The sequence below is a fragment of the Granulicella sp. S156 genome (genome assembly GCF_009766105.1).
Classification (GTDB): Bacteria; Acidobacteriota; Terriglobia; order Terriglobales; family Acidobacteriaceae; genus Granulicella.
This window is the reverse complement of sequence record NZ_LMUH01000017.1, coordinates 49,151-75,429: the sequence shown is the minus strand read 5'-3', so window position 1 is coordinate 75,429 and position 26,279 is coordinate 49,151. Positions and strand designations below refer to the sequence as shown.

Below are 26,279 nucleotides of genomic sequence, written 5' to 3'. Positions count from 1 at the left end.
ACTCGCCACATTTCAACTGCATCAGCTTCTACAAAACTTGCAAAGTCTATATGTGGATACCGCCTAGCGCTTTGGAGCAATGGACCGGCTGGATCGCTTAGAGACTGCGCTCTTCGGCAATCGCGGAACAACCTGAACGCCCGCCCAAAGCGTGGCGATCGTTTGCTCGACCACGAGAGTCTGGTCAGGCAAGTCAGGCACAACCCCTTGGATGACCATGAGTGCGGCGAGGCCAAAGATCGTAAACCACCAGGTGTGGGCTATCACTATGTCATCCCTATCTGGCAATCCTTCATCCTTGGCAACCTCGAAAAAGAGCTGCACGAAACGCCCAAACAACGGCGCGCCAAGGTCGTTGATGTATTGTCCAGCGCGGACGCCGTTGCGGTTCTCAGGCCCGAAGAAGACGTTACGGAACTGCTGTGGATGGGCAATGCAGAATTGAATCAAGCCGCGTGAAGTCGCAAAAAGACGCTCTTTCGGTGCAGGATGTTTCGCGGCAATGGCGTCGAAGTTCTGAATCATCAACCCGATCGTCTCGCTGCTCAACTCGGCAAGAATGTGCGATTTGTCGGGGAAATGCTGGTAGATCACGGCATGCGTATAGCCGATCTCTTTAGCGATCGCACGAAGCGTCACGGCTTCGTAACCGTGATCCACGAACATTTTGCTGGCAGCAGCAAGGATTTCGCCCCGCAGCCTCTCCTTGCGTTCTACCCGGCGACTTGGTGATGTGGTTGTCACTTCACCAGCTTAGCCTCTTTTGATGATTTTTTCAACCACTTGTTGACTTATAACCATTGGTTACAATATAACCGATGGATGGAACGGTTCAATATCTCGCTGACATTGCTTTCAGCCCCCGCGCCACCGCAGAAATCCCACGGAACCGTCGGGTGCTAGCTGCATACGTTTCATCAAGGAGACAGTATGGAAGAAGTTAACGAACGTATCGCTCAGAACAAATATGCACGAATGGCAGGACTGGCGTATCTGCTGGTGATTGCCGTATTCGTCACCGGACTGTTTCTGAGGTCCAGTGTCGAAAAGAGCGGCAACTTTATAGATTCCTCGCACCGGATCGCCGCTTCCGAGCACGTATATCGAATCGGCGTTTCGGTCCAATTAAGTACGATGCTCCTGGCGCTTTGGCTGGCGATCAGCCTTTACGTAGCTCTTCGCCCGGCAAATCGGAATCTTGCACTGGCCGCGTTTTCATTCCGGCTGAGTGAGATTGTTCTTGGCTCTATGTGGATCGTCCTGCAATTTCTCTCATCCTCCGTTCACATTGCTGCAGATCACGCAGGCATGTTCAGCGTGGGGCAGTTGAGTGAGCTTTCGGAGCTGATAACCCAGGCGTCAGCAAATTCCCTAAACGTCAGCGCCATCTTTATGGGGATGGGATCGACCATCTTCTTCTATCTCTTCCTTCGATCCCGCTACATTCCGAGAGCACTATCCGGGCTCGGTATCTTCGCTTCTCTGCTGGTGATTGCAGCGTGCTTTGCGAAGCTCATCCTCCCGGAGTACACGAGCATCCTGGACCTTGCGTTTATCCCGACGGGACTCTCGGAAGTGGCAACCGGTTTGTGGCTGATGGTCAAGGGGCTGAACCGGGAGTCCCAAGCACTCCAAGCGTGAAGAGTATCCCTGCAAGAAACGGACAAGAGAGAGCTATGGACGATTTGTGGGACGATTTGTGGGACGATTTGCGGTTGCAAAAGCGCCACCCTGTCATGGCACAGCGGTTGATATGTTCACGCGCGCGCAAAGGTAAATCCGCTTAGAATCTATAACCAATGAATATTTTGTAACCAATGGTTAGCAATGACCTCTAATCGTCAGGTCGCGCATTTGGATGGGCGGCCATATACGAGGCAAAAGGAGGATGCGATGAAAGTTCTAGTGATTGGAGCAGCTGGCAAGAGCGGAGAGGCGCTGGTAAATGAGGCGCTGGCGGCCGGACATAAGGTGACGGCTTTCGTGCGTGGTGCCGCGCAGTACAAGAAGGCAAATGTCAGAGTTGTTGCGGGCGACGTGCTGGATGCGGCTGCGGTAGACGTTGCGGTAGCCGGGCAGGATGCGGTGATCGACGCGCTCGGCGGCAAGACGCCGTGGAAAGTGACGACGATGGAAACGAGCGCGGCACACAATATCGTGGACGCGATGCGGCGCAATGGCGTGCGGCGACTGCTGAAGATTTCGGTGGTTGGTGCGGGCGAGAGCGTCAAGAACGCCGGCTTTTTCAACGAGCACCTGCTCATGAGGACATTTCTGCGGGGTCTGCTGGTAGACAAGGCGGGCATGGAGGCCGAGATCGAAGGCAGCAACCTGGACTGGACGCTCGTGCGGCCGCCGATGTTGACCGACGGCGAGAAGACCGGCGTTGCCAGGGTGCTGAGCACCGCGGGCGGCGAGAAGGCGCACAGGATTGCGCGCTCCGATCTTGCGGCATTCATGGTGAAGGAACTCGAAAGCAGCCGGTATGTGCGTCAGGCCGTGACAGTGACGACCACATAGCAAGGCCTCCGCGAGGATCAAACCCCTCATCGAGGCGATCCGATCGGCTGTGTAAAGGCCTGTAACGATTCATGCGACAGATAACTGTGGAAACTCACGGGACTAGCAGAGTGCTAGCTGCGCAACTCACGCTGCAAGAACAACAAGGAGAAAACGAGCATGTATTTAGTCATGGGCATTACTGGAAACGTTGGCGGCGCCACCGCGCGGCATCTGCTGAAGCAAGGCAAACAGGTACGAGCACTTGTGCGCGATCGCGAGAAAGCAGCGACGTGGGCAGACCAAGGCGTGGAGTTGGTGGACGGAGACTGGAACGATGCGACAGCCATAGCGGCGGCTCTCAAAGGTGTTGAGGGCGCGTTTGTGATGCTGCCGGCTGTATGGGCACCCTCGCCTGATTTCAGAGAAGCAAAGGGCGTGATAGCGAACTATGTCGAGGCGCTGAGCAAGGTAGTGCCCTCGCGGGTGGTAGCCCTCTCGTCGATGGGCGCGAATCGAACAAGTGGGATCGGGATGATCACGTCGTTATCACTTTTGGAGCAAGGCTTTCGCAGCCTGACCTCTCCGGTCGCATTTGTGCGCGCAGGCGGCTTCTTTGAAAACTTTCTTTTCGGCTTGCAGGCCGCCCAGGGCGGAACACTACCGGTCTTCTACAATCCTACGAACCGGAAATCGACCATGGTCGCGTCCGACGACATCGGCGCTGAGGTGGCAACGCTTCTCACCGGTCCGGCGTGGCCAGGGCATCGTGTCATCGAGCTGGGTTCGATGGTGAGCGCGGATGAAGTGGCCGCACAGTTGGGTGAAGTCCTGAAACTCGACGTAAAAGCCTTTGCACTCCCGCGTGCCGCCTGGGCGGATGCGTTCCAGCAGTTCGGCGTCCCGAAGGGCCACACGGGGGCTGCCGAAGAAACGTATGAGAGTGTTAACGCGGGATGGATGGACCTCGGGGTCGCGGGTACCGAGCACATAGCGGGTAAGACGTCCGCACGCGATGTGTTTGCGGCTGCACGGAACGCCGCTAAGGCGTAGTCGGGGCAAGCTGAATCAGCCCGGTTCATTGGGAACTGCGGCGCTACGTCAAGAAAGATCGAGGTCAAACATGAAAGATCTCGTTTTGGGTGCAACGAGCGTCGCGGACGGCTGATCGCCTGCGACGCCCTAGCGTTCGCATCAGAGCATCATCTTCGGTCTAAGAAAGGATCGCTTTATGTCAAAGTTTCCCACGCCACTTGAAGAAGTCATTCATCACAACGTTATTAAGAACAACAAAACAGGCGGCCCTGCGCTTGATGTCGGGCAAATGAAGTTGCTCTGGAGGGCCTTGGGAGAAAACACGGGCTACACCTTCTCCATTTTTGAGACCACGGTCGTGCCGGGCATGGGTATTCCACTTCATAGGCACCCCTTTGCGGAGTTTTTCTATGTACTGGAAGGCACTCTGGCAATTGGGTATTGGAACAACCAGGATGTCACTGAGTGGGACGCGTGTGAAGCCGGGGAGAGTCTGATGGTGCAGCCCAATGCGCCTCATACATTCTTCAATAAGAGTGAACATCCGTGCCGCGTGCTGAGTGTGTCAACGTATCACCACGAGCGGATGATGAAGGATGCTGTGCATCCGGAGGGCAGAACAGATTTTCTGCCCGCTCAACTCGCTCAAGCCGATTTCCAGAAATTGACGAAGTCGATGGAGAAGAATCAGACATTCCTTGTCGCAGACCATGCTTAGCAATTTAGCGTATCCGGTGCTCGCCCTTGCGCTCTGCAATGCTCTTCCCAAGGTATGAGCTCGTGGAGACCTTTATAAATCCTGCTACACGACGAGAGGCGCGAACGTATAACGTTCGCGCCTCTCGATCGATGACGACGCCTAAAAGTCGATCCGTAGCGCTGCCTGGCCTGTGCGGTTTCCCGCGTTTTCTGCAGTCTGCGGAGCGCTCAACGCACCGAAGGTTGAGTTATCTATCGCAGTCGCAGGGGGAGCGAAGTTCGTGTGGTTGAGGACATTGGTGAAGGTCGTTTCAAAACGGCCGTTGAATCTTTCGTAAATGTGAAACCGCTTGGCAACCCCGAGACTGACAGTAGCAGTTCCAGGACCTTGCAGAATACCAACCCCTGCATTACCGATACGACCGGCCCCCACAGGGGTATAGCCAAACGCGTGGACGTTGAAATAGGCTGCTCTTGATTGGCCAGTGTAGTAGTTGTTAGAGACCGCATCGGGACGTAATACGGTCTCGCGGCCCACGACGTTTGTGTTTGACTGGTCGGCGGTTGCCTGCTGGCCACTTGCAGTAACGCAGTTGCCGGCAGCATTCAAAGGAATCTGGCAGTCTCCGGCGCCTACCGTTGGCGTAAGCCATGGACCTGTTTCCAGCAAGGTGATCGTCGTTAGATCCCAACCGCCTAGAATCGCATCCTTAATGCCGCCGCCGTTCATAAACGAACGCCCGTTGCCGAACGGAAGCTGGTAAACACCTGTCAACAACATACGGTGCCGACGTGTACCCTCTACATTGCCGAGGTCCTGCTTGATATGGAAGCGATCGGTAATGGCCGATCCATAGTTGACCTCTCCGGCGAAGGCGTTGGGTGCATCTCCCTGGTTGTCAGCGACATTGTCAGCGTGCGTGTAGTTTGCGCTGAAGTAGAGCCCACGCTGCATCCTGCGTGTCGCTTCAAGTACGAAGGCTCTGTAGTTGTCTTCTCCGGCATTGAAGGTGCTGAGCAGGGTGGACCAATTCTGATAGGGTGCACGCGTGTCCACGAAAGGTCCCGCAGTGGCACCGCTGTTATAAGCAGTTGAACTCGCCGGAATCTGGTTCAGGTCCTCCGTCAGGTTGAGCCTGTAGGAGTGCATCCCCACGTAGCTGGCCCTAATGACAGTGGTGCTGGTTATCTCGCGTTCTACGGTCACGTTCCACTGGTTTGACTGCGGATCGCGGTAGTTTGGATCGACGCCCTGATCCAGTCCGCCGCCGCCGTATGTAGGGCCTCCCGTGCTTGGCGGCGCGGTATTCGGGAAGACGATCTGAGGTGTGTTCGACCCAGCTATCTTGCCGTTGTAGACAAAGAGACTGGACGTCGGATTACCGCTGTTGTTGAACGAGAGCGGCCCCAGGTTGGTCATCGTATAGATACCGAAGCCGGCACGCACCACGGTCTTAGTGTCATTGAAGGGACGATAGGCAATCGAGAAGCGCGGCTGGAAGTCACCCTTATACGTATTGCGCAAGCTCTGCGGCAATCCATCCTGGCTGGCCGTCACATACTTTGTGCATGGAAGCGACGTGTTACCAAGATTGCAGGCATTGAATGACTGCTGAAAGGCCACGTTCGACGCCGTGATGTTCTGACTCTTGAGATAGGCCGCAAGCGCATCGGGAACGACGATTGAGTTGTTCCTTTGATCGAAGTTAGCCAGATTTCCTCCGTCTTCCTGAAAGCCAGGAAGAATCTGCCAGCGTAAACCGTAGCTAAGCGTCAGGCGGCTGCCCAACTGGTATTCGTCCTGACCAAAAAAGCTGTACTGAGTCGCTGCGCCACCCACATCCGGGCTTGAGACTGCGAAGTAGGTGTTGGTGGGGGTGCCTTCAAGAAAATCACCAAAGGCATTTCCTGTGAAAGTGGGTTGGAAGACAAAGGTGCCGAAGTCGTCGGACGCAAACTCCGGGGCGAAGCTCTCCAGATCGAAGTACCGCACCCGGCGTATATCGATGCCTCCCTTGAAGGTATGTTTGCCAAGGGTGAAGGTGAGGTTATCGCTGAATTGAGTTGTCTTCGATTGGGTGACGCCGGCCTTGTCTCTACCGATGGCTGCGCCCGTGCTGAGGTTGCTTTCGAAGCCTGTCCCTGCGCTGAAGTTAAAGGTCGGGAAGGCGTGAGTTGTGGGATGTTGACTGATATTCACACCCGTTAGGTCCAGATCGCTCAGAGCGGTCGATCCCTGGATAGGAAAGTTGACACTGGTGATGACGTTGGTAAAACCATAGCGAAACTCGTTGAGAATTTTCGGTGTGATGGTATAGGTATCCGAGACCAGAAGACTGCGATTGTGGACACTGTCGACATCGTCAGGAAGAAAGGGATTCGCAACGTCCTCTGTGATGTCCTTGCGGCTGAAGCGTGCATAGACTGACTGCTTGGAGCCGATCGTCTGGTCGATGCGCAGATCCGCTCCATCGGTACGTGCCGGCGTCGACTGGAAGTTTTCATAGTTGTAAGGGACAGTCGTTCCGCAACCTAACGCAACTGCAACGTTCGGTTTGGGAATATAGGCAAGCAATGCAGCAGCGGTGGGGTTGATCGAGCCTGGGGCGATGGTGCCTCCGCAGATATCCGCGAGATTTCCGGCGCGATCAGCCAGCGAGGGGACGAGAAACTGTTGGAGGGTAGCTGTTGACCGGCGATTGCCTTCATAGTCGGCAAAGAAGAAGGTCTTATCGTGGCCGTCGTACAGATGCGGAATAGTTACCGGTCCAGAGAGCGAGAACCCGAAGGTGTTGAACTTTTTAGGAGCCTTCCCGTTGAACCCATATGGATCTGCATCGAGGGCCTGATTTTGCAGATACTCAAACACACTACCGTGGTAGGCATTGGTTCCGTTTTTTGTCGTGAACGTCACATCACCTATCTGTGAGAACTCCGCGCTGTTGTTGAAGGCCGTGACCTTGACCGCAGAGATCCCTTCCTGAGAGGGATACGCATCCTGCAAAGCGCCATTCTGTCTCACGTTCGCAGTCGAAATACCGTCGACTGAAAAGTTCACCATCGAGGAGCTGGCTCCTCCAAGTGAGATATTGCCCGCACTGTCCGTCTGGACATTCGGTGAGAGGCCAAGTGCTCCCAAAGGGCTGGTTGTAGTGGCGCGATTATTTAAGGGCAGTTGCGTCATCTCGATGTTGGTCTTCGAGTCGCTGATCGTTCCATTTTCTGTGTTGATCTGATCGGCGCCCGAATTCACTTCCACGATCGTGGACTGCTCCGCGACTTTCAGCGTGGCTGAAAGCCTCAAGTCCTGACGGGCTTCGACAGTAACTCCGTCGACGAGCGTATCGGCAAAGCCATCGCGATGCGCCCGCAGGCTGTAGTGGCCGGCCTTGACGTTTTCGAAGGTGAAGTCGCCCGATGCGTCCGAGACTACTTTGCGGTCTGTATTTTCATCCGTGCTGTGCAATACGATCTGAGCTCCGGGGATGCCGGCACCGGTCGCATCCTGCACAGCGCCTCTAACACTGCCAAAGGTTGATTGTCCGTCTGCGAATGGCGTGATCCCTAGAACCAGACAACAGAGAACAACCGGGATAAACATGGCAAGTGTGTGCCTCAGAGTCTTGCACCACACCCGGCCGTTCCGGTCATGGGTTTTGCTCTGATTTTGCTTATTGAACAGCAACCTGTCCTCTGCAAGGGACGTGGGTACTGTCTTGGATTCTGAAAACAGGCCTCCAAGAACTTTCATATCGAATCACCTCATAATGTCGAAAAAAGCCGACACTTTCAGTGAATCGTGAAAGGCATTTTCAATGCATAATCCTTCTCTTAACGGTTTACTTATGCGCGAAATCCTATACTGCGACAAAGGGTAACGACCGATGATTGCTATGCCAACCCGCGATACTCTACGCAGGATCGTGATGGGTTGTCTTGCGGCGTTGCTCATTACACTGGTTGCCTTTCGGCTTCATTTCAACCTCTCTTCCGCTACTTCGGCCCACCTCTTCCTAGTTGCCGCGATCGCACTTCGCTGGGGATTCCTTGAAGCGAGCGTTGTTTCTATCCTCTCCGTCGCATGCCTCGATTACTTTTTTACCGAACCGTTATTCGCGTTTTACATCACAGACTCCCATGATTGGGTGGCTCTCATCACCTTCGAAGCAGCGGCCCTGCTCGTCAGCAGGCTTTCGAACCAAGTTAGCCGTCATGCGCGTGAGTCGGAGTTGCATCAATCTCGAGTACAGAAGCTATATGAGTTGAGTCAGCAACTCCTCCTACTCGACCCCAAAGAAGCCGTTGGCCAACCGCTTGCAGATCTCATACGATCCAGCCTTGGAATCAAAGGCGCCATCTTGTGGAACGCTTACGACCTGCATATGTCGAGGAGTGGCGAATGCCATGTAACCGATGATGACGTCAAGTCCATCTTCTTCCTGGACGCGAAGGAGGAGAATCGTAGCCCGGGTATTTCAGGGCGCGTGCTGCGACTAGGCACGCGGCCCATTGGATCTCTGGTCCTTTGCGGACACATGCTCGATACTGCTTCTATCAATGCTGCTGCGGCACTCGCCGCTGTGGCGATCGAGAGGGCACGATCCTTCTCCACGGAAGCCAACGCCGAAGCCGCTCGTCAGAGCGAGCAACTTCGCTCCGCCATACTGGACGGCCTGGCACACGCCTTCAAGAGTCCCCTTACAACCATCCGAGCCTCAAGCTCAGGGTTGCTTGCCATGGACACTTTGTCTGGCACGGAAAAGAGACTAGTCGATTTGATCGACAGGCATGCAGGCCACCTGAGCGACCTTGCCAACCACCTGCTGCTTACAGCGAAGCTGGATAGTGGCGACCTGAAGGCAAAGCCGGAAGAGATAGACTTGGCCGAACTTCTGCAAGGCATTGTTGGAGGCGCTTCTCAGGAGCTAAACGGACATGCCATCGACGTTGAGCTTACGGCCCAACCGAGTATCGTGCGTGCAGACAGGAAGCTGCTGCAGATGGCTCTCCTGCAACTCCTGGACAACGCTGTGAAATATGGCCAGTCCAGTTCCCACATCGTCATCGCCGTGCAGGAAGAGGGGACAGACTTGGTCGTCAGGGTCAAGAACGAAGGTTCTTATATTCCTCCCGAGGAGAGGGAAAAGATCTTTCTGCGTTTTTATCGAGGACTTGGTTATGTCCAAACAGTCTCCGGTACGGGCATTGGTCTCTCCGTCGTCAGGCGTATTGCTGAAGCCCACCAAGGTCGTGTGTGGGTCGATAGTGACCGTGAGAGTGGAACAACATTCGCAATTGCATTACCCCGCATGGCAATGGAGGAGCAGACGTGGAACTGAAGAGCAAGGTACTGGTAGTAGAGGACGATGCAGGAATCCGGCAGAGTCTGTTCGAGACACTGGGGGCGTTGGGGTTCGTGGTAGGAGAGGCCAACAATGGAGAGGATGCTTTGCAGCGCCTCCACATGGTTAACTATGATGCCGTACTGCTGGATATCAACATGCCAGGAATGGGTGGCAAGGAAACATGCCGCAGGATCTGCCAAAGCTTCCCAGGACTCCCGGTCATTATGCTGACCGTCCGTGATGCGGAAGATGATGTAGTCGAAGCCTTAGACGCGGGCGCGTTTGACTATGTGACGAAACCGTTTCAGATTCGAGAGCTTACCGCGCGGCTACGAGCTGTTATACGTCGTCGCCATGCTCCGATGGCAGGACCTGACATTATCAGCATCATCGGCGACATAAGCCTGGATGCGACTCGCCGCCAGGTGGAACGGAGAGGAGAAAAAATACACCTGGCCCCGAAACAATACGAGACCCTGCGCTATTTGATGGAACATGCAGGCTGCCCCATACGCCACGAACGCCTGTTGACTTCGATCTGGGGACCGCTCTATGGCAATGAGCGCGAGTACTTGAGAGTCATCATCAACCAACTCAGGAAGAAGATCGAAGATGATCCGGCAAATCCTGTTTACATTTTGACGGAAAGCCATATTGGTTATCGATTTCGCCAGGCATAGAGACCGCTGCTGATAGATGACAGTTCTGGGGTGGTTCATTCCTACATCACACTATTCGTAAAAATGACCTAAATGCCGAGCTTAGGTGCGAGTCGCGATTGGATGGTCACCTTTTTTTCTCCGAAATGGGCATGACGAGCCGTGAGAATCAGGTCACCGGGAATAGTGGTCGACTTCACCCACACTGCGGTTACACCGCCGCTGAGAGATACAAGACTCTCTCCGAGAAGCACCGCTGGACCTTCCAGCGTGATCGAGATGGGGTCATTGCAGAGTGGTCGGATCGCACCGTATTCGTCCGTGATGCGCAGCGAAATGCGCGTAGCGTCGGAACCATCTGCGACTAACTCGGCGTCGTCCGCTGTGACTGTAAATTTCTGGTCGATGCCCTTCCCTGAGCAGGTTTTGGAAATAACGAGCTTGCCGTCGATATAGCCATCGAATTGCAAATCTCCCCAGACGTCGTTGCCGTCAGGCAAGGTAAGGAAGAAGGGTGGATGGGCTAGGTGCGGAAACTCGTCGTGCGCCGGCTTGAGACGTACAACTGGCTTGGCGACGCCGTTGCTCACGATCGAACACTGAATCTCATCGCAGTTGGAGCAAATCACTTCTTTCTCGAAGCCGCCCGGCTCGTCATTTTCCGCGAAGTGAAAGCCGGGCTCGAGCACGGCTTCTTCCTGCGGCGAACATTGCGAGCGGAAAAATCCGGCTGCGGGTTTTGGCTCGCGGAAGGTGTCCATCACACCGTGGTAACAGATGTGGTCTCCAGCACCGAAGTCGACGTGGGTCTGATAGTCAAAGGCGCACCAGCCCAAGCCACCGGCAAAGCGTGCATCCCCTGCGATCTGATTGTAGATGCGTGCGTAGCGCAGAATCTGCTCGCGGTGAATCGCGTTGTTGTCCCATGGGCGAACGGGAAACTCGGCGCCGACAAACTCGGTGTTGAGATAAAGAGGGTGATTGGGTTCCTTCAATGGGAATCCAAAGTCGTTCATCGAAAAAACGTCCTCGAGCAGCTCGGATTCCTGGAAGTAGCGCACTCCAGTCGTCTGGCGTGTGGTGTCGAGAGAGCGGGCGAGAGCATTAACCTTGACGTACAGATCGTGGAAATCGCGCGACTCATTAATGCGGATGCTCCACAGGATGACCGAAGGGTGGTTCCAATCGCGCCGGATCATACGCCGCGTGTTGTCGAGATAGCGCTCGCGCCATAACGTGCTGTCACCGACGTGCTGCCAGCCCGGCGTCTCATCGATAACGAGCAGGCCGAGCTTGTCGCATTCGTCCAGAAAGTGATGCGACTGCGGATAGTGCGAGCAGCGCACGATGTTGCACTTTAACTCCTGCTTGAGAATTGCTGCATCGCGCCGCTGCACTCGAGCCGGCATTGCGGGACCGGCAAAGGGAAAACTCTGGTGACGATTGAGTCCGCGGAGCTTAATGATTTTGCCGTTGAGGCTGAATCCCTGCGGAGTAAATCGTGCCTCGCGGAAACCGAAGCGCTGCGTGACTTCGTCGAGGACTTCTCCTCCCTGGCGGAGCTCAAGACGCAGCGTGTAGAGCGCCGGTGCATCGAGCTGCCATAACTGGATGCCGGGGAGTCCGCGTAACGGAACCGTCGCATGTCCAGCCTGCATATCCGACGCCGTCAGCTTTTGCTCGGTTCGTGCCACCACGCGAGAGCCATCGAGCAAGTCGACAGCGAGCAGGTAGGAGGACGAGCGGGAGTGCGGCTCGACGGAATCAAGCCATGCATCGACTTCCACTTCAGCCGAGCCGCTGAGCACGTTCAATGTGCGTACCTGAAGGTTCTCTACGAAAGTACGGGATACGACGCGAATCGATGCTTCACGATAGATTCCGCCATACGTGAGGTAGTCGATCTCGTAACCGAACGGTGGAACTTCAGAGAGTTCATGCGAATCGACCTCTACGCACAGCACATTCTCATGCGACCAATCGAGAGCTTTGGTGAGTTCGAAGGAAAATGGCGTGAAGCCTCCAAAGTATTCACCCAACAGTGTGCCGTTGAGCCAGACCCGCGATGCGGTGGCTGCACCTTCGAAGTCGACGAAGACTCGCTTGTCCTTATGCTCGGACGGCAAAGTGAAATGACGGCGATAGGTGGAGATGAACTGATAACTCGTCTGGTCGATGCCGTGCCAGGGTACAAAGACGTTGCTGTGCGGCAGCCCTACTGAAGTGAAGGCTGAATCATCAAAGCCGGCTTCGTGCGCGCCGGACGGAGTTTCGCGAGACCAGAGCCAGCCCTGATTAAGCGGATAGATCGTGCGGCCTGGAGAGCTATCTGCTGCGGGCGAGAGCGCAGTGAAAGCTTTGGCGATAGAGGTTGCACTCGTCAGGCATAAGCCGCCTGCCGCTATGAACTTTCTACGATCGATCATCTTAAGGCCTTATATTTTGGTTGCGAGAGTCTGCATGGCTTGGCATTTGGGGATGGAGAGTCGAGGGACTGTGAGAGATCATTGGCCGATATCGTGCGAACCAGTCCAACCACCAGATTCTTGTCGCGCCTCTATCCACACGGGGCATCGGTCGAAAGAAATCAAGGTGCAGAGGCGTGGGGGGCCTTCGGCCTTGAGCATAGCTGAACAGAAGTAGATTGTAGAGGGCACGAGCCACTTTGCTCAGGATGATCACCTTTGGGGCAACGGAAAACTCAAAATGCATCGGGTACACCACACAGTTTATTGAGGAGATGAACGGCGTATGGCCCCTCGGGTGCGGATGCATCCTCGGGGCCATCGACGATACTACTCTGCTAGCTAGAAGGACAGCTTAAGGCCTCCCTGCATGACACGTGGAGCCACCGGGCCAATCGAGGTAATCTGGCCAAAGTTCGAGTCACCCGGATTGGAGTCCGGCTGTCCGAAGCTGGGGTGGTTGAGCGCGTTGAATGCCTCCCAACGGAACTGCAGTTTATAGCGTTCCGCGATCTTCCAGTTCTTGATGACGGCAAGATCCGCAGTAGCGATCGGGGCTTCCTGGATCAGGAACTTCTTGGAATTTCCAGGAGTGCCATAAGCATTGTTCGTGAATGCGGCTGCATTTATATAGGAGTTGACCCAGTGACTCTTACCTCCTTGCCGTACACCAAGGGGTACCCCTGGAATCTCGTCAGCACGATCCTGGTTCACCAGAAATCCGGAGTTATTGTTGCCCTGACCGCCGTTGACGGTGAAGGGGGCTCCAGACTGCGCAGTATAGAGGCCAGAGATCTCCCACCCACCCAGGAGATTCTTTACGAAGACGTTCTGGTGATCCAGTAACGGGAACGTATAGACGAGATTGGAGACGGAGACGACGGGATAGTTCAGGCTCGACGGTCCCCGATCATGACCAATGTTATGAGGATCGCTGACGCTGGATTCGAACGATGGATCGCCCGAACCGCCCACGTCAGTGTCATGGGACCAGGTGAAGTTGGACTGGAACTGAATGCTATGCGAAAAGCGTTTTTCGAGTCCGACCTGAAGCGCGTTATAGCTCGATGTAGCCGCAGGCTGAACCTGAATGATCTGGGCGAAGTTCGTATAGGTCGATCGAACGTCGCTGCAGTTCGTCGGATTCACAGCGACACCGGCGGGACAGACAAATCCGCCGGGATTCTGATCGACTGTAGTTGCCTGGTGGAAGGACTCTGCACCGACATACGCCATATGTAGAACGAACTGACTGCCAAAGGACTGTTCGAGTGAGAGATTCCAGCTTTGAGTGATCCCGAGCTTGAAGTTCTGGGCGAAGACTGCCGGAACGGCAAGAGGCGTGATGAAGGTTGTGTTGGAAGCTGGAATCTGTGAGGGCGAAGCGAAGGGTGGGAACGGGCTCTTGCCTCCCGTCGAGCTGAAGCCACTCCAGGGATTGTCGAAGGAGAGAGGCGTGGTGCTGCCTCCAGAGAGGCTATAGGAAGGCGCAAAGGGAGCCGTATCCCAAACGTGATTGTAGAAAGCATCTTCCAGGGGCGTGGTGAACATACCGAAGCCTGCCCGAACGACAGTGCCAGGATATACCTGCCACGCGATACCTATACGAGGCTCAAAGTAGCCATAGGTGGTAGGCATCAAGCCATCATTGACTCCCTTGTCACCCGGGAAGACAAGTCCGAGCGGAGCATTGGGATAGCGCGTGCTCTGCTGTCCAGGAGCAAAGACCGCACCCCGGCCTCCAGCGACTTGTAGCGGGAAGTTCGGGTCCCAGCGCAGGCCGGCGGTAACCGTAATGTTAGAACGCAGCTTGAACTGGTCCTGACCGTAAAGGCCGATCATGTAGCCCGATTCGCTGCCGCTTTCGCCTGCTCCCTGGCTCATGCCGCTTAGATAGCCCAGCAGGAAATCTGCTAAGGGGAAGCCGGTATATTGGCCATTGAAATTGACAGATGGATTGACACTGCCGCCATTGAACTCAAAGCCATAGCGGTGCATGATGTCCGCTCCGGCGGTGATCGTGTGTTTGCCGATGGTCTTGGTCAACGTATCGGTGAACCACCAGTAACGGCGGCGGGTGTCATTGGGTCCGCCGGTGAAGGCATTGAAGCCAAGGCCGCCACCATAGAGCACATTTCCATCAAAGGCTGAGAGACCACCGATATAGCACTGTCCAGCCGGATCAGTCACGTTGATGAACTCCGATAGGCAAATGGGGCTTCCGCTTGCGTTCTTTTCTACAGTGCCGGTGCTGAAATCGATCTCTGCCCAGGAGAGCGTGGCGCTGTTCAACACCGTCGGATTGATCGTCCACGTATGGCCTGCAACGAGGTTCAGGTAGGTTCCCTTCTGTCCCTGTACGCCTGCCAAAATATTGCCGGGAGTGGTGGCGCCAGGCTGGTTGTAGAGATACGTAAAGCTGCGGAGGAAGACGCGTTGATTGGAATTGATGTTGTAGTCCAGACGCGAGGTGTTCTCGTTGTAGGTAAGCTTTTGCGCTGGGTTGATATAGTTGGTTTTGCCGGTTGCCGGGTCGAGACCGAGCGGCAGCGATTTGGCGATGGCTAGCGCACCGGGGCTAAACAAACTGGTGTCTACCTGTTGGATCTTGCCGTTCACAGTGTGGAAGACTCCTGCCAGCGGACCACTGAGATCACAAGGGGTGACGGGATTTGTCTGTGGGACCGGGCAAGGAGTAAGCGCGCTGAAATCACCGTTTAGCATGGCCTGTGTCGGAGTATCGGTCGTATTCGACGCGGAGCTGTAGCTGCTTCTCGTTCCTTGATAGTTGGTGAAGAAGAAAAGCTTGTCCTTGAAGATTGGGCCTCCGATATAACCACCGAACTGATTGCGCTTGAGCGGATCGACAGAACCAGTAAACCAGTTGGAAGCATTCAGGTCGTTATTACGAATGAATTCGAACAGGCCACCATGAAACTGGTTGGTGCCTGATTTGGTTTGAATGCTTACGACTGCGCTGGGCGCGAAGCCATAGCGCGCATCGAAGTTGTTCGAGATGACACGAAACTCCTGGGTCGCGTCGGCGTTTGGGAACGGCGCGGCAAGCAGAGCGAAGGTGTCCATATTGGCGACGCCATCGAGGAGGTACCACGTGCTGCCCTGACGTTGGCCGCCCGCAGACGCACCCGATTCGAGCGGAAACGAATTCGAGCCGGGAAGCGTCGACGCCTGCGAGATCAGTTCGTTAGTAACACCCACCGAGAGATTGACCAGGCTGGAAGGATCGCGGCCGTTAAGAGGCAGATCCTTGATCGCATCTTCACCGATCACCTGGCTGATCTCCGCCGTAGTCGTGTTGACCAACTCGGCTCCGCCGTTGACAGTAACGGTGTCCTGCGTCGCACCCGGCTGAAGAGCAATGTCCAGAGTGGCAAATTGCGCGACATTAAGCACGATTCCCGTTTGAACCCGGGTAGAGAAACCAGCAGCTTCAGCGGTCAGGGTGTAGCTACCTGGCGGAAGCGCGACGAGGGAATAGGTTCCCACATCATTGCTCTCAGAGTTCTTGGTGAGGTTCGTGCCGATATTTTTGGCAGTGACTCGAGCGTGAGGCACAACAGCGCCCGTCGAGTCGGTGATCTTTCCGGAGAGCTGTGCCAACGTGCTCTGAGCCTTTGCCGTCACGCTAAGGCTCAGACCAAAGGCGATGGCTACTGCCAGAGATAGTTTTTTTAGAAGTTTCGTCATAAAGGCGAATTCCTTTCCAACTTTGAGTGAGGTCTGCGATTGGTTCTGTACACAACGCATGAAGTGGCCGAAGTAGAAGTTCGTTGCTAGAGCTTGATAAAGATGCGCCTGCGATACAGCAGCCACGCTGGTATCCAGCACACCGCTGCAAAGAGGATCGAATAGACGAGCGAGCCGAACGCGGGCGTTCCCACGTGGTAAAAAAAGCCGGAGTATACAAACTGCTGGAACGACTGACTTGCGTTGACATGAAAAACTGAGACGGCAGACGAGAGCAGTTCCGAGAGAACGTAGGCCGTGATCGCATTCGTGCCGAAGACCAGCCACGGATAGGTCCATCTTCCCTTCCACTGCTTGATCTCCAGCGCGAAGTAACATGCGGCCAAGATCAGAACGCTCCAGCCTCCGGCGTAGAGGACATAGGAACTAGTCCAGAGTTTTTTGTTGATGGGGAAACTCTGCGACCAGAGCAGACCTGCGGCAAGCATCAGGACTCCACTGATGGCCAACGATTTGAACTTGTCCAAAGATGGACGAGCAGTCGTCAGCCACCAACCAGCGATCATCCCCAGCAACGTACTGGCGAACGAAGGAAGGTCGCTAAGCAGACCCTCGGGGTCGCGCGTGCCTTCGTAGAGACGATGCGGGAAGATGTGACGATCGACATAGGCAACAAGGTTGATGTCTTTATCGAGCAGAGGAAAGTCTCTAACCGGCATGCCATGGCCGGGCACTGGAATCCAGCGCAACATCACCCAATATCCTGCAAGCGCAAGCACAAGGAGCACGATTCGGGGAGCAATACGATTGGTCAGCAGCTGCAGCAGGCTGGCCAGCAAATAGCAGACCGCGATACGCTGCAGCACGCCGTAGATGCGTAGGGTATCGAGATGAAAGTAGGGAAACCCGTTCACCACGAGGCCCAACAGCACCAGCAGAGCAAAACGCCGCAGGATGTGAAGCAGTTGCTCGCTCTTCGGCGTGGACTGCGCTTTGCGGGCTCCGAAGGAGAGCACGATCGAGATGCCCATGATGAAGAGGAAGGTGGGAAAGACCAGATCGGTGGGAGTAAATCCGTTCCACGGGGAATGATTCATCGCACGGTAGGCCAGTTCGTTCTGTCCGTTATTGTTCACGAGGATCATGAACCCGACCGTAATGCCACGCATGACATCGATCGATAGCAGCCGCGATGACGGCTTGGGTGCGACGTGCTGTGTCTCTGAACCGGACGGCATGGGCATCTCCTCTTCTCGCGTATTACGCGATATGACAACGACATTCTTCGAGCAGCTTTTGGGACTCAACGATCAGATCGGGGACCGGCATGGGATCGCTCGGACGATAGGGCGACGACAACCAGGTCTGCTGCCACAGATCGAGCGAGAAACGGCTGTTCGAGCGGCGACTCTTGAAGTAGGCCGACCAGCGTGGGGCATAGTAGTCGCGAATCAGCCCAGACCACACGCGGGAGGCATAGTCCGAAAGCTCCGGCCATCCCCACGTGGTGATGAGTTGGCGGGCGTTCTCATCGTAATGAGCGGCCTCGTCGTCGCTCTTCGCCCACGAGCGCGCGGCCTGGGTCCAGGTTTCGAGGCGACGGTCGGGACGCAGATTCATCAGCGCGTCGATGCGGTTCATCCACGCGATCGCCCGAGTCGAACTCTCGTCAGCGACCTCGTGCTGCTCGGAATCAGCCGCCTGAACTGCCAGAGCCAACTCCTGGTCGACATGTCCGCCCACGGACTGCGCTACCAGCTCAATCAGATCGTTGCGATAGAGTTCGTTGTGCGATAGCTCAGGCGCGCAGGAGAGGAAGAGTTCTACGGCCTTCTGGAACGTCGGGCCTGAGTCAATGGAGGATGCAACAAGATGATCGCCAGGCTCTGCCTGCCATGCCTGCTTGGTTATCCAGATGTGCGAGCTGTAGGCGCTCTTGAGCAGCAGTGTCCACGCCTGCTGCATGGCAGCGGGACAGGCTCCATAACGCGCGATGCAGTATTGCGGAATCCACACGTTAAGGTCGATGGGTTCCCTGCTCCATCCGGCGTCGGTCATCAACTCATACACAACTTCGTTGGTCTCGATACCCTCGGGACACATGCCCCAACCAACCAGGTTTCCGCGCTGCTCACTCGCGAGCACGGCCGCCGGTTCGGACGCCATCAACGCCAGGTTTCCCTTGATGTTGTTGTTGCCGCCGAAGGTATGGGCCATGCCATTGATCCACTGCTTGCCGAAGAACGCCTTCTGCAGCTTCCATTGGCCCGGAGAATACTTGTCACGCAGGGCAGGCGTGAGGTCATTGGCGTAGTCGATGATCAGCATGCGATCGTTGGGTACGCCGCGCAGCAGAGCTTCGACCGAGGCGTTGTCCCAGAAGACAGAGTCGTAGACGAAGAGCCAGCCCTGCATGACCCAGGTGCCGTTCGGGTCGCCGGCCTGTATGCTCTCGAAGATCGTCCGCCCAAAACGTTCCAGATCCTCATAGCGATGGTCTTCGCTGACCGGCACGGCAAGCTCGTTAAAGGTGTCCGCCAGGTAGTATTCGACCTCACCGTACTCGGCTTTGTACTCCTCGATGAACTTCTTGCCGATCTGCTGGTAGAGCGCCCGCTCACCGGGATGAAGGATGAACGTTCGGGTGCTGCGCGGGATTGTCTTGAACTCCTTCTGCAGCCAGAGCAGCGTGAAGGTTTCGACCTCGGGATGTAGCCGCTTGAAACCCATGGGGACGAATCCGGCGAAGGCTGGAGCTACCGGCTTCATTCCCAACTCGCGCATCCGATCGAGGATCTTTCCCTGCAGGACGCGCTTTTCGTCGATCCAGTTCTGCGGCAGCGGACCGCCGAAGTTGTCGATGTTGCCCATGCGATGCCAAGCCAGATAGGCAGGGCCTGTAAAAAACTGATTAATCTCCGCCTGAGTGAGTCCGAGCGAAAGCCATACTCTCTGCCAGATCGCCTCCTGGCCCTCCATGGCAATCGGCATGTTGATGCCGTGCAGGGCCATCCAGTCGAGCTCGCGCTCCCATCGTGCCCAGTCCCAGAACGCCATCGTGTAGCCGTAGGTGCAGGGATTCAGATATTGGACGAACTTGTACGGGCAGGCAACGCGCCGATGCGCGAAATCAGGCAGGCTGGAAGGAAGCTCAACGTGGCGCCCGCTCCAGGTGATCATGGCATGGCAGGCCTCCCGCAGATAACTATAGGCCCCCCGGCAGAGCGCGCTCCCACTGCTGCCCGAGATCTTGACTCGGCCTGCCGACGCTTCAATCTCGTAAACCTCCCGGCCGTCGGCGAGGGGAATCCAGGCCAGATCGAACTCGGCGGCCCGGGTACCGAGCTGGCGAGTCAGTACATCTCGCGCGGACGAGACTGCCGTCTGCTGAACGGAATGGGTGGGACGAGGAACTCGTGGACGGGCTGGGGCGGTAGGCTCCAGAGAGCTCGCGTTCAGGTCGGCTGTAGCCAGTGCTGCCCCTACGCCGGCGCAGGATGCCCCAATAAATTTACGTCGTGTCCACATGTATAGGAGAGTGCCTCGATGTGCCGAGTATTCACACCCATAACGGAACTGTGAAGCGATTTCACCGTTTCGAGCTCCGTTTTCACCGTCAAACTGACGTTTTACGGCAATTTTCAGCAAATGTGAGACGGATATAGTCCGGTGTATGCCAAAAAATTGGCGAGCCAAAACTCGCCCGAAGCAAGAGAAGGGGCGGTTCATCGTCCAGGAGCACTGGATTGTCACGAAGGATTAAGGTTTGATCAGGCGGTAGGCTATCAAGCGAGCCTCAGGAGCGTTGCCGGCGATGCTGGTGGTCTCAATCAGAGCCTCGAAGTAGGGCATCTTGCCTGAGGTGGCTCCGATCTGCTGGGCAAAGCTCCGGAAAGAAGTGGGGTTGAACGGAAAGTCTGCCGCCGCCTCTGTCCCGGCCATGCCCGTTCCTTCGAAGAGCAACGCCTGGCCGTTATCCTCTATCCCGGGCAGGAAGACCAGCACCCCATAGCTGCGTCTGGTCCCGTCGGCGGAGATCGCGTCCCGATAGATCGTGGCCTCGCCCGGCAGCGGGTGCTTATTTAAGACATACCCCTCGGAGGACTTCCAGTCGTAGTTGACGTCGAAGTTCAAACGATCGGAGAACAGGCCAACCCAGGGATTCGATGCGATTCCACCAATCAGAATGACGTTATTGCTCTTGAGATCGTCGATGCGCAGGACGCGTGCATTGCGTGTCGCAACTTTTCCGTTGACGGCTTCGGGCAACTGGCCGAGCCGCATGGCGAGGTTGAGGTCTGCGCTGCTTGTATATTGATGCGCGGCAAACCAGTCAGAGGTGAGAGGCGCTGTGCCCGCGTGGGGAAGGTTTGACTTGCCTAAGTAGCTTCCGCTGAGATACTCGTCGAGCGGTACGGAGGCCTGTGTCAGCTCTTCAAAGAGGACCAGAGCGTCGTCCGACGGAACGATGACAACGGAGCGTCCACGGCTGAAGATGCTCGACCAGAGCGCGTCGGACGGGCCCTGATTCCGGCTCGTGGACCAGAGATACGAGAGGAACAGCCCCAGAAGAACGCCTGTCACCCCTGCGGCAAGGGTGCCGTAGATCCATTTACGGCGAGATCTCGCGTCAGGGGAGTCCTTATCCGCGTTCTCCCTGACAGAAGGGATGGCTGGAGATTCGTCTGTCTGAATGGGCGCTAACGGTGCATAGACAGGCGCCTTGGAAGCGGTATTGCGCGGCTCGAAGACCGGAACATACCCACCCTTCGGAATCGAGATCACCATCGGGCAGGTTGGGCACTCGTGTTCAAAGTACTCTTCCAGCCGCTGGCGGAGGAGGCGCGCCTGTGTCCTGACAATGCTGTCATCCGAGGCACTATAGGCCGGCGAACGCGCAAAGACGTGGATGCCGATCTCGTGCTCATTGAGCTCTCTGGCGTTGCCCTCGATGGTACGCAGGCAGATGAACTCAAGGAACCGGGTGAGCCGGACGGACTTGGCAAACGTGCGAGAGGCCAAGACGCGCTGGAGGAGTTCCATTCGCGCGTCGACCATCCCCGCAGATTTTTCTTCTGCGGGGGAAAAGCCCTGTTCCGGCTTGGCATTGGTCTCTATCACATTTGGTTCCTATCAAGATGATAGCCGATACCCACTCCACAAACAGCCGGCGGGGCAGATAGATAGGAACGCGCTTCGCGCTGTGGTGAACAGACCAACATTATTCAACGAACTAATAACTCAGGACACTAGATCGTCTCGAAGGTGAGTGTGAGTCCGTTTGATGAAGCCTGCGCCTGCACATGTTCCAACGAGGCGACGGCCCAGTCCGCTCCGGCTGCAAGGAGCTCTTCAGCGGTATGTGTTCCAAGCACCCCAAGAACGCGGCAGCCTGCGGCTTTGCCGGCGTGTATGCCGCTCGGCGCGTCTTCCACGACCAGGCAATCTGACGGTGCGGCGTGGATGAGCTCCGCGCCGCGCAGGTAGGGCTCAGGGTGGGGCTTGCCGTTTACAACATCGTTGGCGCTGACGATCCAATTGGGAAGAGGCAGCTTCGCGGCTTCCAGCCGAGCCACCAGCAGGCGGCGGGTTGCCGAGGAGACGATCGCCCAGCGGTTGGAGGGCAGGCTGGTCAACAGCGACCGAACCCCGGGCAGCACTTCTACATCCGCGATATCGGCGATCTCCAGGTCCTCGATCAGCCGCAACCCCTCAACCAGATCGACGTCCGGCTTCAACGCCAGCATCATATCGGTCGCGCGTGTGCCATGCGCAACCTTCACCTGATCGGCGTTCGGAATGCCATAGTGTGCAGCCCAGAGCTTCCAGCAACGATTCACGCTGGCGATGGAGCTGACGAGAACACCGTCATTGTCGAAGAGCAGGCCTGCAACTTCGGTTGAAATCTGATGGCTCACTTCCCGTCTCCCTGCAGCACAAACGCCTGCGCTGCCTTTAGCACCTGCTGGACGCTCTCCTGGCTGCAGCTTTCACAGTAGACACGCAGCAGCGGCTCGGTTCCGCTGGCACGCAGGAGCAGCCAGGTCTCCGCAGCGTTGGGCTTGCCCGTGCAAGCTGGGTTCTCGAGGAAGAACTTGATGCCGTCGAGCGTCTCGACACGCAACACTTTCAGGCCGGCAACATCTGTCACTCCGGCTTGAGCCCGGCGGATTGCGGACTGCTTCAACTCTTCGTTGATGTGCATATCGACGCGTCCGTATTGATGCTCGCCGTACTCCTGCTGCAAGGCCGCGACAAGCTCGCCGAGGGTCTTCTTCTCGTCGGCCATCACGTTGGCCAGCAGCAGGCTGTTCAATAAACCATCGCGCTCGGGTAGATGCTTCGAGACGCCCACTCCGCCGGACTCTTCGCCGCCGATCAGGATGTCTTTCTCAAGCATCAGGTCAACCACGTACTTGAAGCCGATGCCGTGCTCATGCAGCGGTCGGCCGTACTTCGCTGCGATGCGGTCGAGCATCTTGGTCGTGTTGAAGGCGCGGGTTACATCGCCGGGCCACTTCTTGCGCTCCAGCAGCCACTGCAAGATGACAGCGAAGATCTTGTGCGCGTCGACGACGTTACCGTGTTCATCGACCGCACCAATGCGGTCAGCATCGCCATCAGTGATAAGGCCCGCCGCGCACTTCTCTGCGACGACCGCCTTCTGTGTGGCCGCGATGTGCGGCAGGATGGGCTCAGGATTGATGCCCGGAAATGCGGGGTTCAGCTCGTTGCGGAATTCAACGTAGGGAATGCCTGCGCGCTCGAAGATTCCGGCGATGTATCCGCGGCCTGCGCCATACATGGTGTCGATCAGAAAGCGATAGCCGGAGGCCTTGATGGCCTTGAGATCGACAAAGGACTCCAGCGCCGCAACGTAGTCCGGAGCGAAGTCTACCTCTTCGATTTTTGCGGGGACTGCGGCGTGGGACACAGGCTGCAGCAGATAGCTTTCGATCGAGCTGATGATGGAAGGCTTGCCCGAGCCACCGTAGCTGGCCTTGTACTTCACGCCATTCCACTCGGCGGGATTGTGGCTCGAGGTAATCATGACGCCGCCAGCGGCCTTGCGCTCGCGCACGGCGAAGGAGAGCTCCGGCGTTGGGGTCACTTTGTTCGCCAGAAACACGGGCACGCCGGCGGCAGCAAGGGTGTCCGCAACAACCCGCGCAAACGAGCGCGAGCCGAAACGCGTGTCGTAGCCGACGCAGACACCGGCCTTCGCATCTTCGTGCTCCAGCACGTAGAGCGCAATCGCGCGCGAAGCTACGCGAACATTTTCGTACGTAAAATCGTCGGCGATGATGCCACGCCAACCATCGGTCCCGAACTTCACAACTGTCTTTAAATCGCTCATCTTTTTAGATTTCCTAAACCAAACTGTAGCGTCTGGCTAAATCAAATCGTGCCTTCCAGCTTTTTTCAGTTCCGCTACGACGCGACCAACATCCTGCGATCCGTCGCGCGTGGTGATCAGAAGCGCATCGCCGGTCTCCACAACCACCAGGTCTTTGACGCCTACCAAAGCTACAGCCTTGCTGGGAGCGTAGACATAGCAGCCGGAAGAGCCTATCTGCACATCGTGGCCGGCTTCGATGACGTTGCAGTTCTTGGGCTCTTTACTCTCAGAGACGAACTCATGCAGTGCAGCCCAGGAACCGAGGTCGTTCCAGGCAAAGTCCGCGGGCAGGCAGTAGAGCTCGGACGCTACCTCGCCCTTCGCCGAGCGCGGCTCAAGGACCGCGTAGTCGATGGAGATGGACTCGCACTGCGGATAAAGCTCGGCAAAGACCTGCTCAAATTCGGGCGTTCCAAAGGCCGCCGCGATCTTCTCCAGCAGGGGCGCCATAGCAGGGGCATGCTCGCGGATAGCATCGGCCAGGGTGCGTGCACTCCACAGAAACATGCCGCTATTCCAGACGTAGTTGCCGGAGCGTAAGAAGGTCCTGGCGTGTGCAGCGTCGGGCTTCTCCGTGAAACGGCGAACGCGGCGTACGGGGATCGCCTCGCCACCAACCGTTGTCGGCGTAACGGCGGCGCCCATTTCGATGTAGCCGTATCCGGTCTCTGCACGAGTCGGCGGAACGCCCAGGACCACCATATTGGGCCCGTGGGAGGCGAGTTTGATGCCCGCGCGCAAAATCATATGGAAGCGGGCAACGTTGCCGATCGTATGGTCGGAGGGAAATATGCCAAGGATCGTCTCGGGCGCTTCACGCTCCAGCAGGAATGCGGCCAGGCCGCAGGCTGGGGCTGTGTTGCGCGCCTCGGGCTCGCGCAGAATGCGCGACGCTGGCACCTCCGGAAGTTGATCGGTGATGATGCCGGAGAGCAGATCGTTGGTGATGACCCAAACGTCGTGGTCGGGCATCATGTCTTCCAGGCGCGCGACTGTCTGCTGGATCATCGTCCGCTCGCCATCGAGCGGAAGCACCTGCTTGGCACGCGCACGCCGGCTGCGCGGCCAGAAGCGGGTTCCACTGCCACCCGCAAGAATTACTGCTGCAAACGCCGGTTTAGTCTTTAACTTCTCAGAAGACATGGTGTTCCTTTTCATAGCAGAACGCGCGACCTATAGGTGCAGGCCGCGCGTTTGTTTTATTGGAGCTTGGAGAGATACTCCCGAATCCGCTGAACACCTTTGTCGATCACATCAGCCGAGACAGCATAGGAGAGCCGGATATGCTCCGCCGTCCCGAACGCTTCACCGGGGACTACCACAACGTGCGCCTCGCTCAGCAACTTCGCTGCCAGATCCGAAGCGGTCTTGACCTCTCCTTTACCAAGGAAAGCCTTGATGTTCGGATACACATAGAAAGCACCTTCAGGAACAGTACAGGTGAGCCCTGGAATGGTCTTGAAGCCTTCCAACACACGGTCGCGGAGTTTGATGTAATCGGCACGCATTTCGGAGACACAATCCTGCGACGCTGTGAGAGCCGCAATGGATGCCTGCTGCACCATGCTCGCCGTGTTGGACGTACTCTGCGACTGCAGTTTGCTCATGGCCGAGATGATCGGCTTCGGCCCCAGCGCAAAGCCCGCACGCCAGCCGGTCATCGCATAGGTCTTCGAAAGCGAGCCCAGCACGACGATGTGCTCCTTGCAATCCGTAAACGAGCCACCGCTGACTACTTTGCCGGTGAACGTCAGGTAGACGTAGCACTCGTCGAGGAGCACGTAGATGCCGCGCGCGTGCGCCAGCCGTACGATCGCTTCGAGGTCCTCTGGGCTGACAACGGCACCGGAGGGATTCGACGGCGTGTTGAGGATGATGGCTTTGGTCTTCGGCGTAATGGCCGCTTCGATCATCTTCGCGGTGATGCGGAAGTTCTCGCTCTCCGAACTTTCTACGTAGACGACCTTGCCGCCTGCGTACTGGATGATGTCCTTGAAGCTGACCCAGTATGGAACCGGCAGGATGACCTCATCCCCGTGGTCGACGAGGACCTGGACCGCGTTGAACAGCGCCAGCTTGCCACCTGTGGTGAAGACGCACTCTTCGACCGTGTAGTTGGAGCCGAAGTCCGCGGCGTGGCGATCAATGATGGCCTTGCGGACCTCCGGAATGCCCGCGACGGCGGTGTAGCGGGTGAAATTCTTCTGGATGGCGTCGATCGCGGCATCCTTGATGTGCTGCGGGGTGGCGAAGTGCGGTTCTCCTGCGCCAAAGTCAGCCAGATCTATTCCCTGAGCCTTCATCTTTAGAGCTTCGGCGGTAATGGCCATCGTTGCCGATACTTCAATGCGGCCAATGCGGTCAGACAGGACCTTCCTGCTTGGTTCAGAACTCATGCTTCCAGTCTTTCAGATTTAGCGGTGGAGATAAAGTTTAGTTTGGCTGATCGCATGCGGGAAAAACGATCTAG

General features: G+C 56.6%; 17 protein-coding genes. 6 read left to right on the top strand and 11 right to left on the bottom strand.

All coding sequences use genetic code 11. From position 1 onward, the window contains the following. Positions 1-63: 63 nt before the first annotated feature. Positions 64-744, bottom strand: coding sequence for a TetR/AcrR family transcriptional regulator (locus GSQ91_RS13785; RefSeq protein ID WP_158822338.1), 681 nt, complete (start codon positions 742-744; stop codon positions 64-66). A gap of 186 nt (positions 745-930) precedes the next feature. Between GSQ91_RS13785 and GSQ91_RS13780 the strand changes: the two genes are divergently transcribed. The 4 genes from GSQ91_RS13780 to GSQ91_RS13765 all read left to right on the top strand — a co-directional run bounded on the left by GSQ91_RS13780 (position 931) and on the right by GSQ91_RS13765 (position 4,252). After that, positions 931-1,641, top strand: a complete 711-nt coding sequence (locus GSQ91_RS13780; RefSeq protein WP_158822337.1) for a DUF4386 domain-containing protein — start codon at positions 931-933, stop codon at positions 1,639-1,641. A gap of 252 nt (positions 1,642-1,893) precedes the next feature. Then, positions 1,894-2,520: an NAD(P)-dependent oxidoreductase gene (locus GSQ91_RS13775; RefSeq protein WP_158822336.1), complete on the top strand. Its 627-nt coding sequence runs from the start codon at positions 1,894-1,896 to the stop codon at positions 2,518-2,520. Positions 2,521-2,679: 159 nt separating this feature from the next. Then, entirely contained in the window at positions 2,680-3,552 is an 873-nt protein-coding gene (locus tag GSQ91_RS13770) for an NmrA family NAD(P)-binding protein (protein ID WP_158822335.1), read from the top strand. 178 nt (positions 3,553-3,730) lie between these two features. After that, positions 3,731-4,252, top strand: coding sequence for a cupin domain-containing protein (locus GSQ91_RS13765; protein ID WP_158822334.1), 522 nt, complete (start codon positions 3,731-3,733; stop codon positions 4,250-4,252). Positions 4,253-4,393: 141 nt separating this feature from the next. Here the strand turns inward: GSQ91_RS13765 and GSQ91_RS13760 are convergent, their stop codons facing one another. Further along, positions 4,394-7,834, bottom strand: a complete 3,441-nt coding sequence (locus GSQ91_RS13760) for a TonB-dependent receptor (RefSeq protein ID WP_256370383.1) — start codon at positions 7,832-7,834, stop codon at positions 4,394-4,396. A gap of 292 nt (positions 7,835-8,126) precedes the next feature. Between GSQ91_RS13760 and GSQ91_RS13755 the strand changes: the two genes are divergently transcribed. Both GSQ91_RS13755 and GSQ91_RS13750 read left to right on the top strand, forming a co-directional pair. Continuing rightward, positions 8,127-9,572: an ATP-binding protein gene (locus GSQ91_RS13755; protein ID WP_158822332.1), complete on the top strand. Its 1,446-nt coding sequence runs from the start codon at positions 8,127-8,129 to the stop codon at positions 9,570-9,572. Next, positions 9,563-10,258: a response regulator transcription factor gene (locus GSQ91_RS13750; protein WP_158822331.1), complete on the top strand. Its 696-nt coding sequence runs from the start codon at positions 9,563-9,565 to the stop codon at positions 10,256-10,258. The genes GSQ91_RS13755 and GSQ91_RS13750 overlap by 10 nt, the downstream gene beginning before the upstream one ends. A 68-nt stretch (positions 10,259-10,326) precedes the next feature. Here the strand turns inward: GSQ91_RS13750 and GSQ91_RS13745 are convergent, their stop codons facing one another. From GSQ91_RS13745 to GSQ91_RS13705, 9 genes are all read right to left on the bottom strand, one after another. Then, a complete protein-coding gene (locus tag GSQ91_RS13745) occupies positions 10,327-12,663 on the bottom strand; it encodes a glycoside hydrolase family 2 protein (RefSeq protein ID WP_158822330.1) in 2,337 nt (778 codons plus the stop codon). 381 nt (positions 12,664-13,044) lie between these two features. Further along, positions 13,045-16,410, bottom strand: a complete 3,366-nt coding sequence (locus GSQ91_RS13740) for a TonB-dependent receptor (protein ID WP_254064580.1) — start codon at positions 16,408-16,410, stop codon at positions 13,045-13,047. An 86-nt stretch (positions 16,411-16,496) separates the two neighbouring features. Continuing rightward, positions 16,497-17,648 carry an acyltransferase family protein gene (locus GSQ91_RS13735; protein WP_158822329.1) on the bottom strand — a complete coding sequence of 384 codons (1,152 nt, stop codon included), beginning with the start codon at positions 17,646-17,648 and terminating at the stop codon, positions 16,497-16,499. Between the two features lie 22 nt (positions 17,649-17,670). Then, positions 17,671-19,938: an alpha-N-acetylglucosaminidase gene (locus tag GSQ91_RS13730; protein ID WP_158822328.1), complete on the bottom strand. Its 2,268-nt coding sequence runs from the start codon at positions 19,936-19,938 to the stop codon at positions 17,671-17,673. A gap of 231 nt (positions 19,939-20,169) precedes the next feature. Then, positions 20,170-21,531, bottom strand: a complete 1,362-nt coding sequence (locus GSQ91_RS13725) for a hypothetical protein (RefSeq protein WP_254064578.1) — start codon at positions 21,529-21,531, stop codon at positions 20,170-20,172. Between the two features lie 128 nt (positions 21,532-21,659). Next, positions 21,660-22,328 carry an HAD-IA family hydrolase gene (locus tag GSQ91_RS13720; RefSeq protein WP_158822327.1) on the bottom strand — a complete coding sequence of 223 codons (669 nt, stop codon included), beginning with the start codon at positions 22,326-22,328 and terminating at the stop codon, positions 21,660-21,662. Next, positions 22,325-23,767, bottom strand: coding sequence for a phosphoglucomutase/phosphomannomutase family protein (locus GSQ91_RS13715; protein ID WP_158822326.1), 1,443 nt, complete (start codon positions 23,765-23,767; stop codon positions 22,325-22,327). Before GSQ91_RS13715 ends, GSQ91_RS13720 begins: the two co-directional genes overlap by 4 nt. Positions 23,768-23,803: 36 nt before the next feature. Then, complete coding sequence (locus GSQ91_RS13710) at positions 23,804-24,952, bottom strand: mannose-1-phosphate guanylyltransferase (protein ID WP_158822325.1); 1,149 nt, start codon at positions 24,950-24,952, stop codon at positions 23,804-23,806. A gap of 56 nt (positions 24,953-25,008) precedes the next feature. Further along, entirely contained in the window at positions 25,009-26,205 is a 1,197-nt protein-coding gene (locus tag GSQ91_RS13705; RefSeq protein WP_158822324.1) for a pyridoxal phosphate-dependent aminotransferase, read from the bottom strand. Between the last annotated feature and the right edge of the window lie 74 nt (positions 26,206-26,279).

What these genes read in the sequence shown, in the direction of transcription:
- GSQ91_RS13780 (WP_158822337.1), top strand. Translation starts at nt 931, where the DNA reads ATGGAAGAAGTTAACGAACGTATCGCTCAGAACAAATATGCACGAATG.
- GSQ91_RS13775 (WP_158822336.1), top strand. Translation starts at nt 1,894, where the DNA reads ATGAAAGTTCTAGTGATTGGAGCAGCTGGCAAGAGCGGAGAGGCGCTG.
- GSQ91_RS13770 (WP_158822335.1), top strand. Translation starts at nt 2,680, where the DNA reads ATGTATTTAGTCATGGGCATTACTGGAAACGTTGGCGGCGCCACCGCG.
- GSQ91_RS13765 (WP_158822334.1), top strand. Translation starts at nt 3,731, where the DNA reads ATGTCAAAGTTTCCCACGCCACTTGAAGAAGTCATTCATCACAACGTT.
- GSQ91_RS13760 (WP_256370383.1), bottom strand. Translation starts at nt 7,834, where the DNA reads ATGTTTATCCCGGTTGTTCTCTGTTGTCTGGTTCTAGGGATCACGCCA.
- GSQ91_RS13755 (WP_158822332.1), top strand. Translation starts at nt 8,127, where the DNA reads ATGCCAACCCGCGATACTCTACGCAGGATCGTGATGGGTTGTCTTGCG.
- GSQ91_RS13745 (WP_158822330.1), bottom strand. Translation starts at nt 12,663, where the DNA reads ATGATCGATCGTAGAAAGTTCATAGCGGCAGGCGGCTTATGCCTGACG.
- GSQ91_RS13740 (WP_254064580.1), bottom strand. Translation starts at nt 16,410, where the DNA reads ATGACGAAACTTCTAAAAAAACTATCTCTGGCAGTAGCCATCGCCTTT.
- GSQ91_RS13735 (WP_158822329.1), bottom strand. Translation starts at nt 17,648, where the DNA reads ATGCCGTCCGGTTCAGAGACACAGCACGTCGCACCCAAGCCGTCATCG.
- GSQ91_RS13730 (WP_158822328.1), bottom strand. Translation starts at nt 19,938, where the DNA reads ATGTGGACACGACGTAAATTTATTGGGGCATCCTGCGCCGGCGTAGGG.
- GSQ91_RS13715 (WP_158822326.1), bottom strand. Translation starts at nt 23,767, where the DNA reads ATGAGCGATTTAAAGACAGTTGTGAAGTTCGGGACCGATGGTTGGCGT.
- GSQ91_RS13710 (WP_158822325.1), bottom strand. Translation starts at nt 24,952, where the DNA reads ATGTCTTCTGAGAAGTTAAAGACTAAACCGGCGTTTGCAGCAGTAATT.
- GSQ91_RS13705 (WP_158822324.1), bottom strand. Translation starts at nt 26,205, where the DNA reads ATGAGTTCTGAACCAAGCAGGAAGGTCCTGTCTGACCGCATTGGCCGC.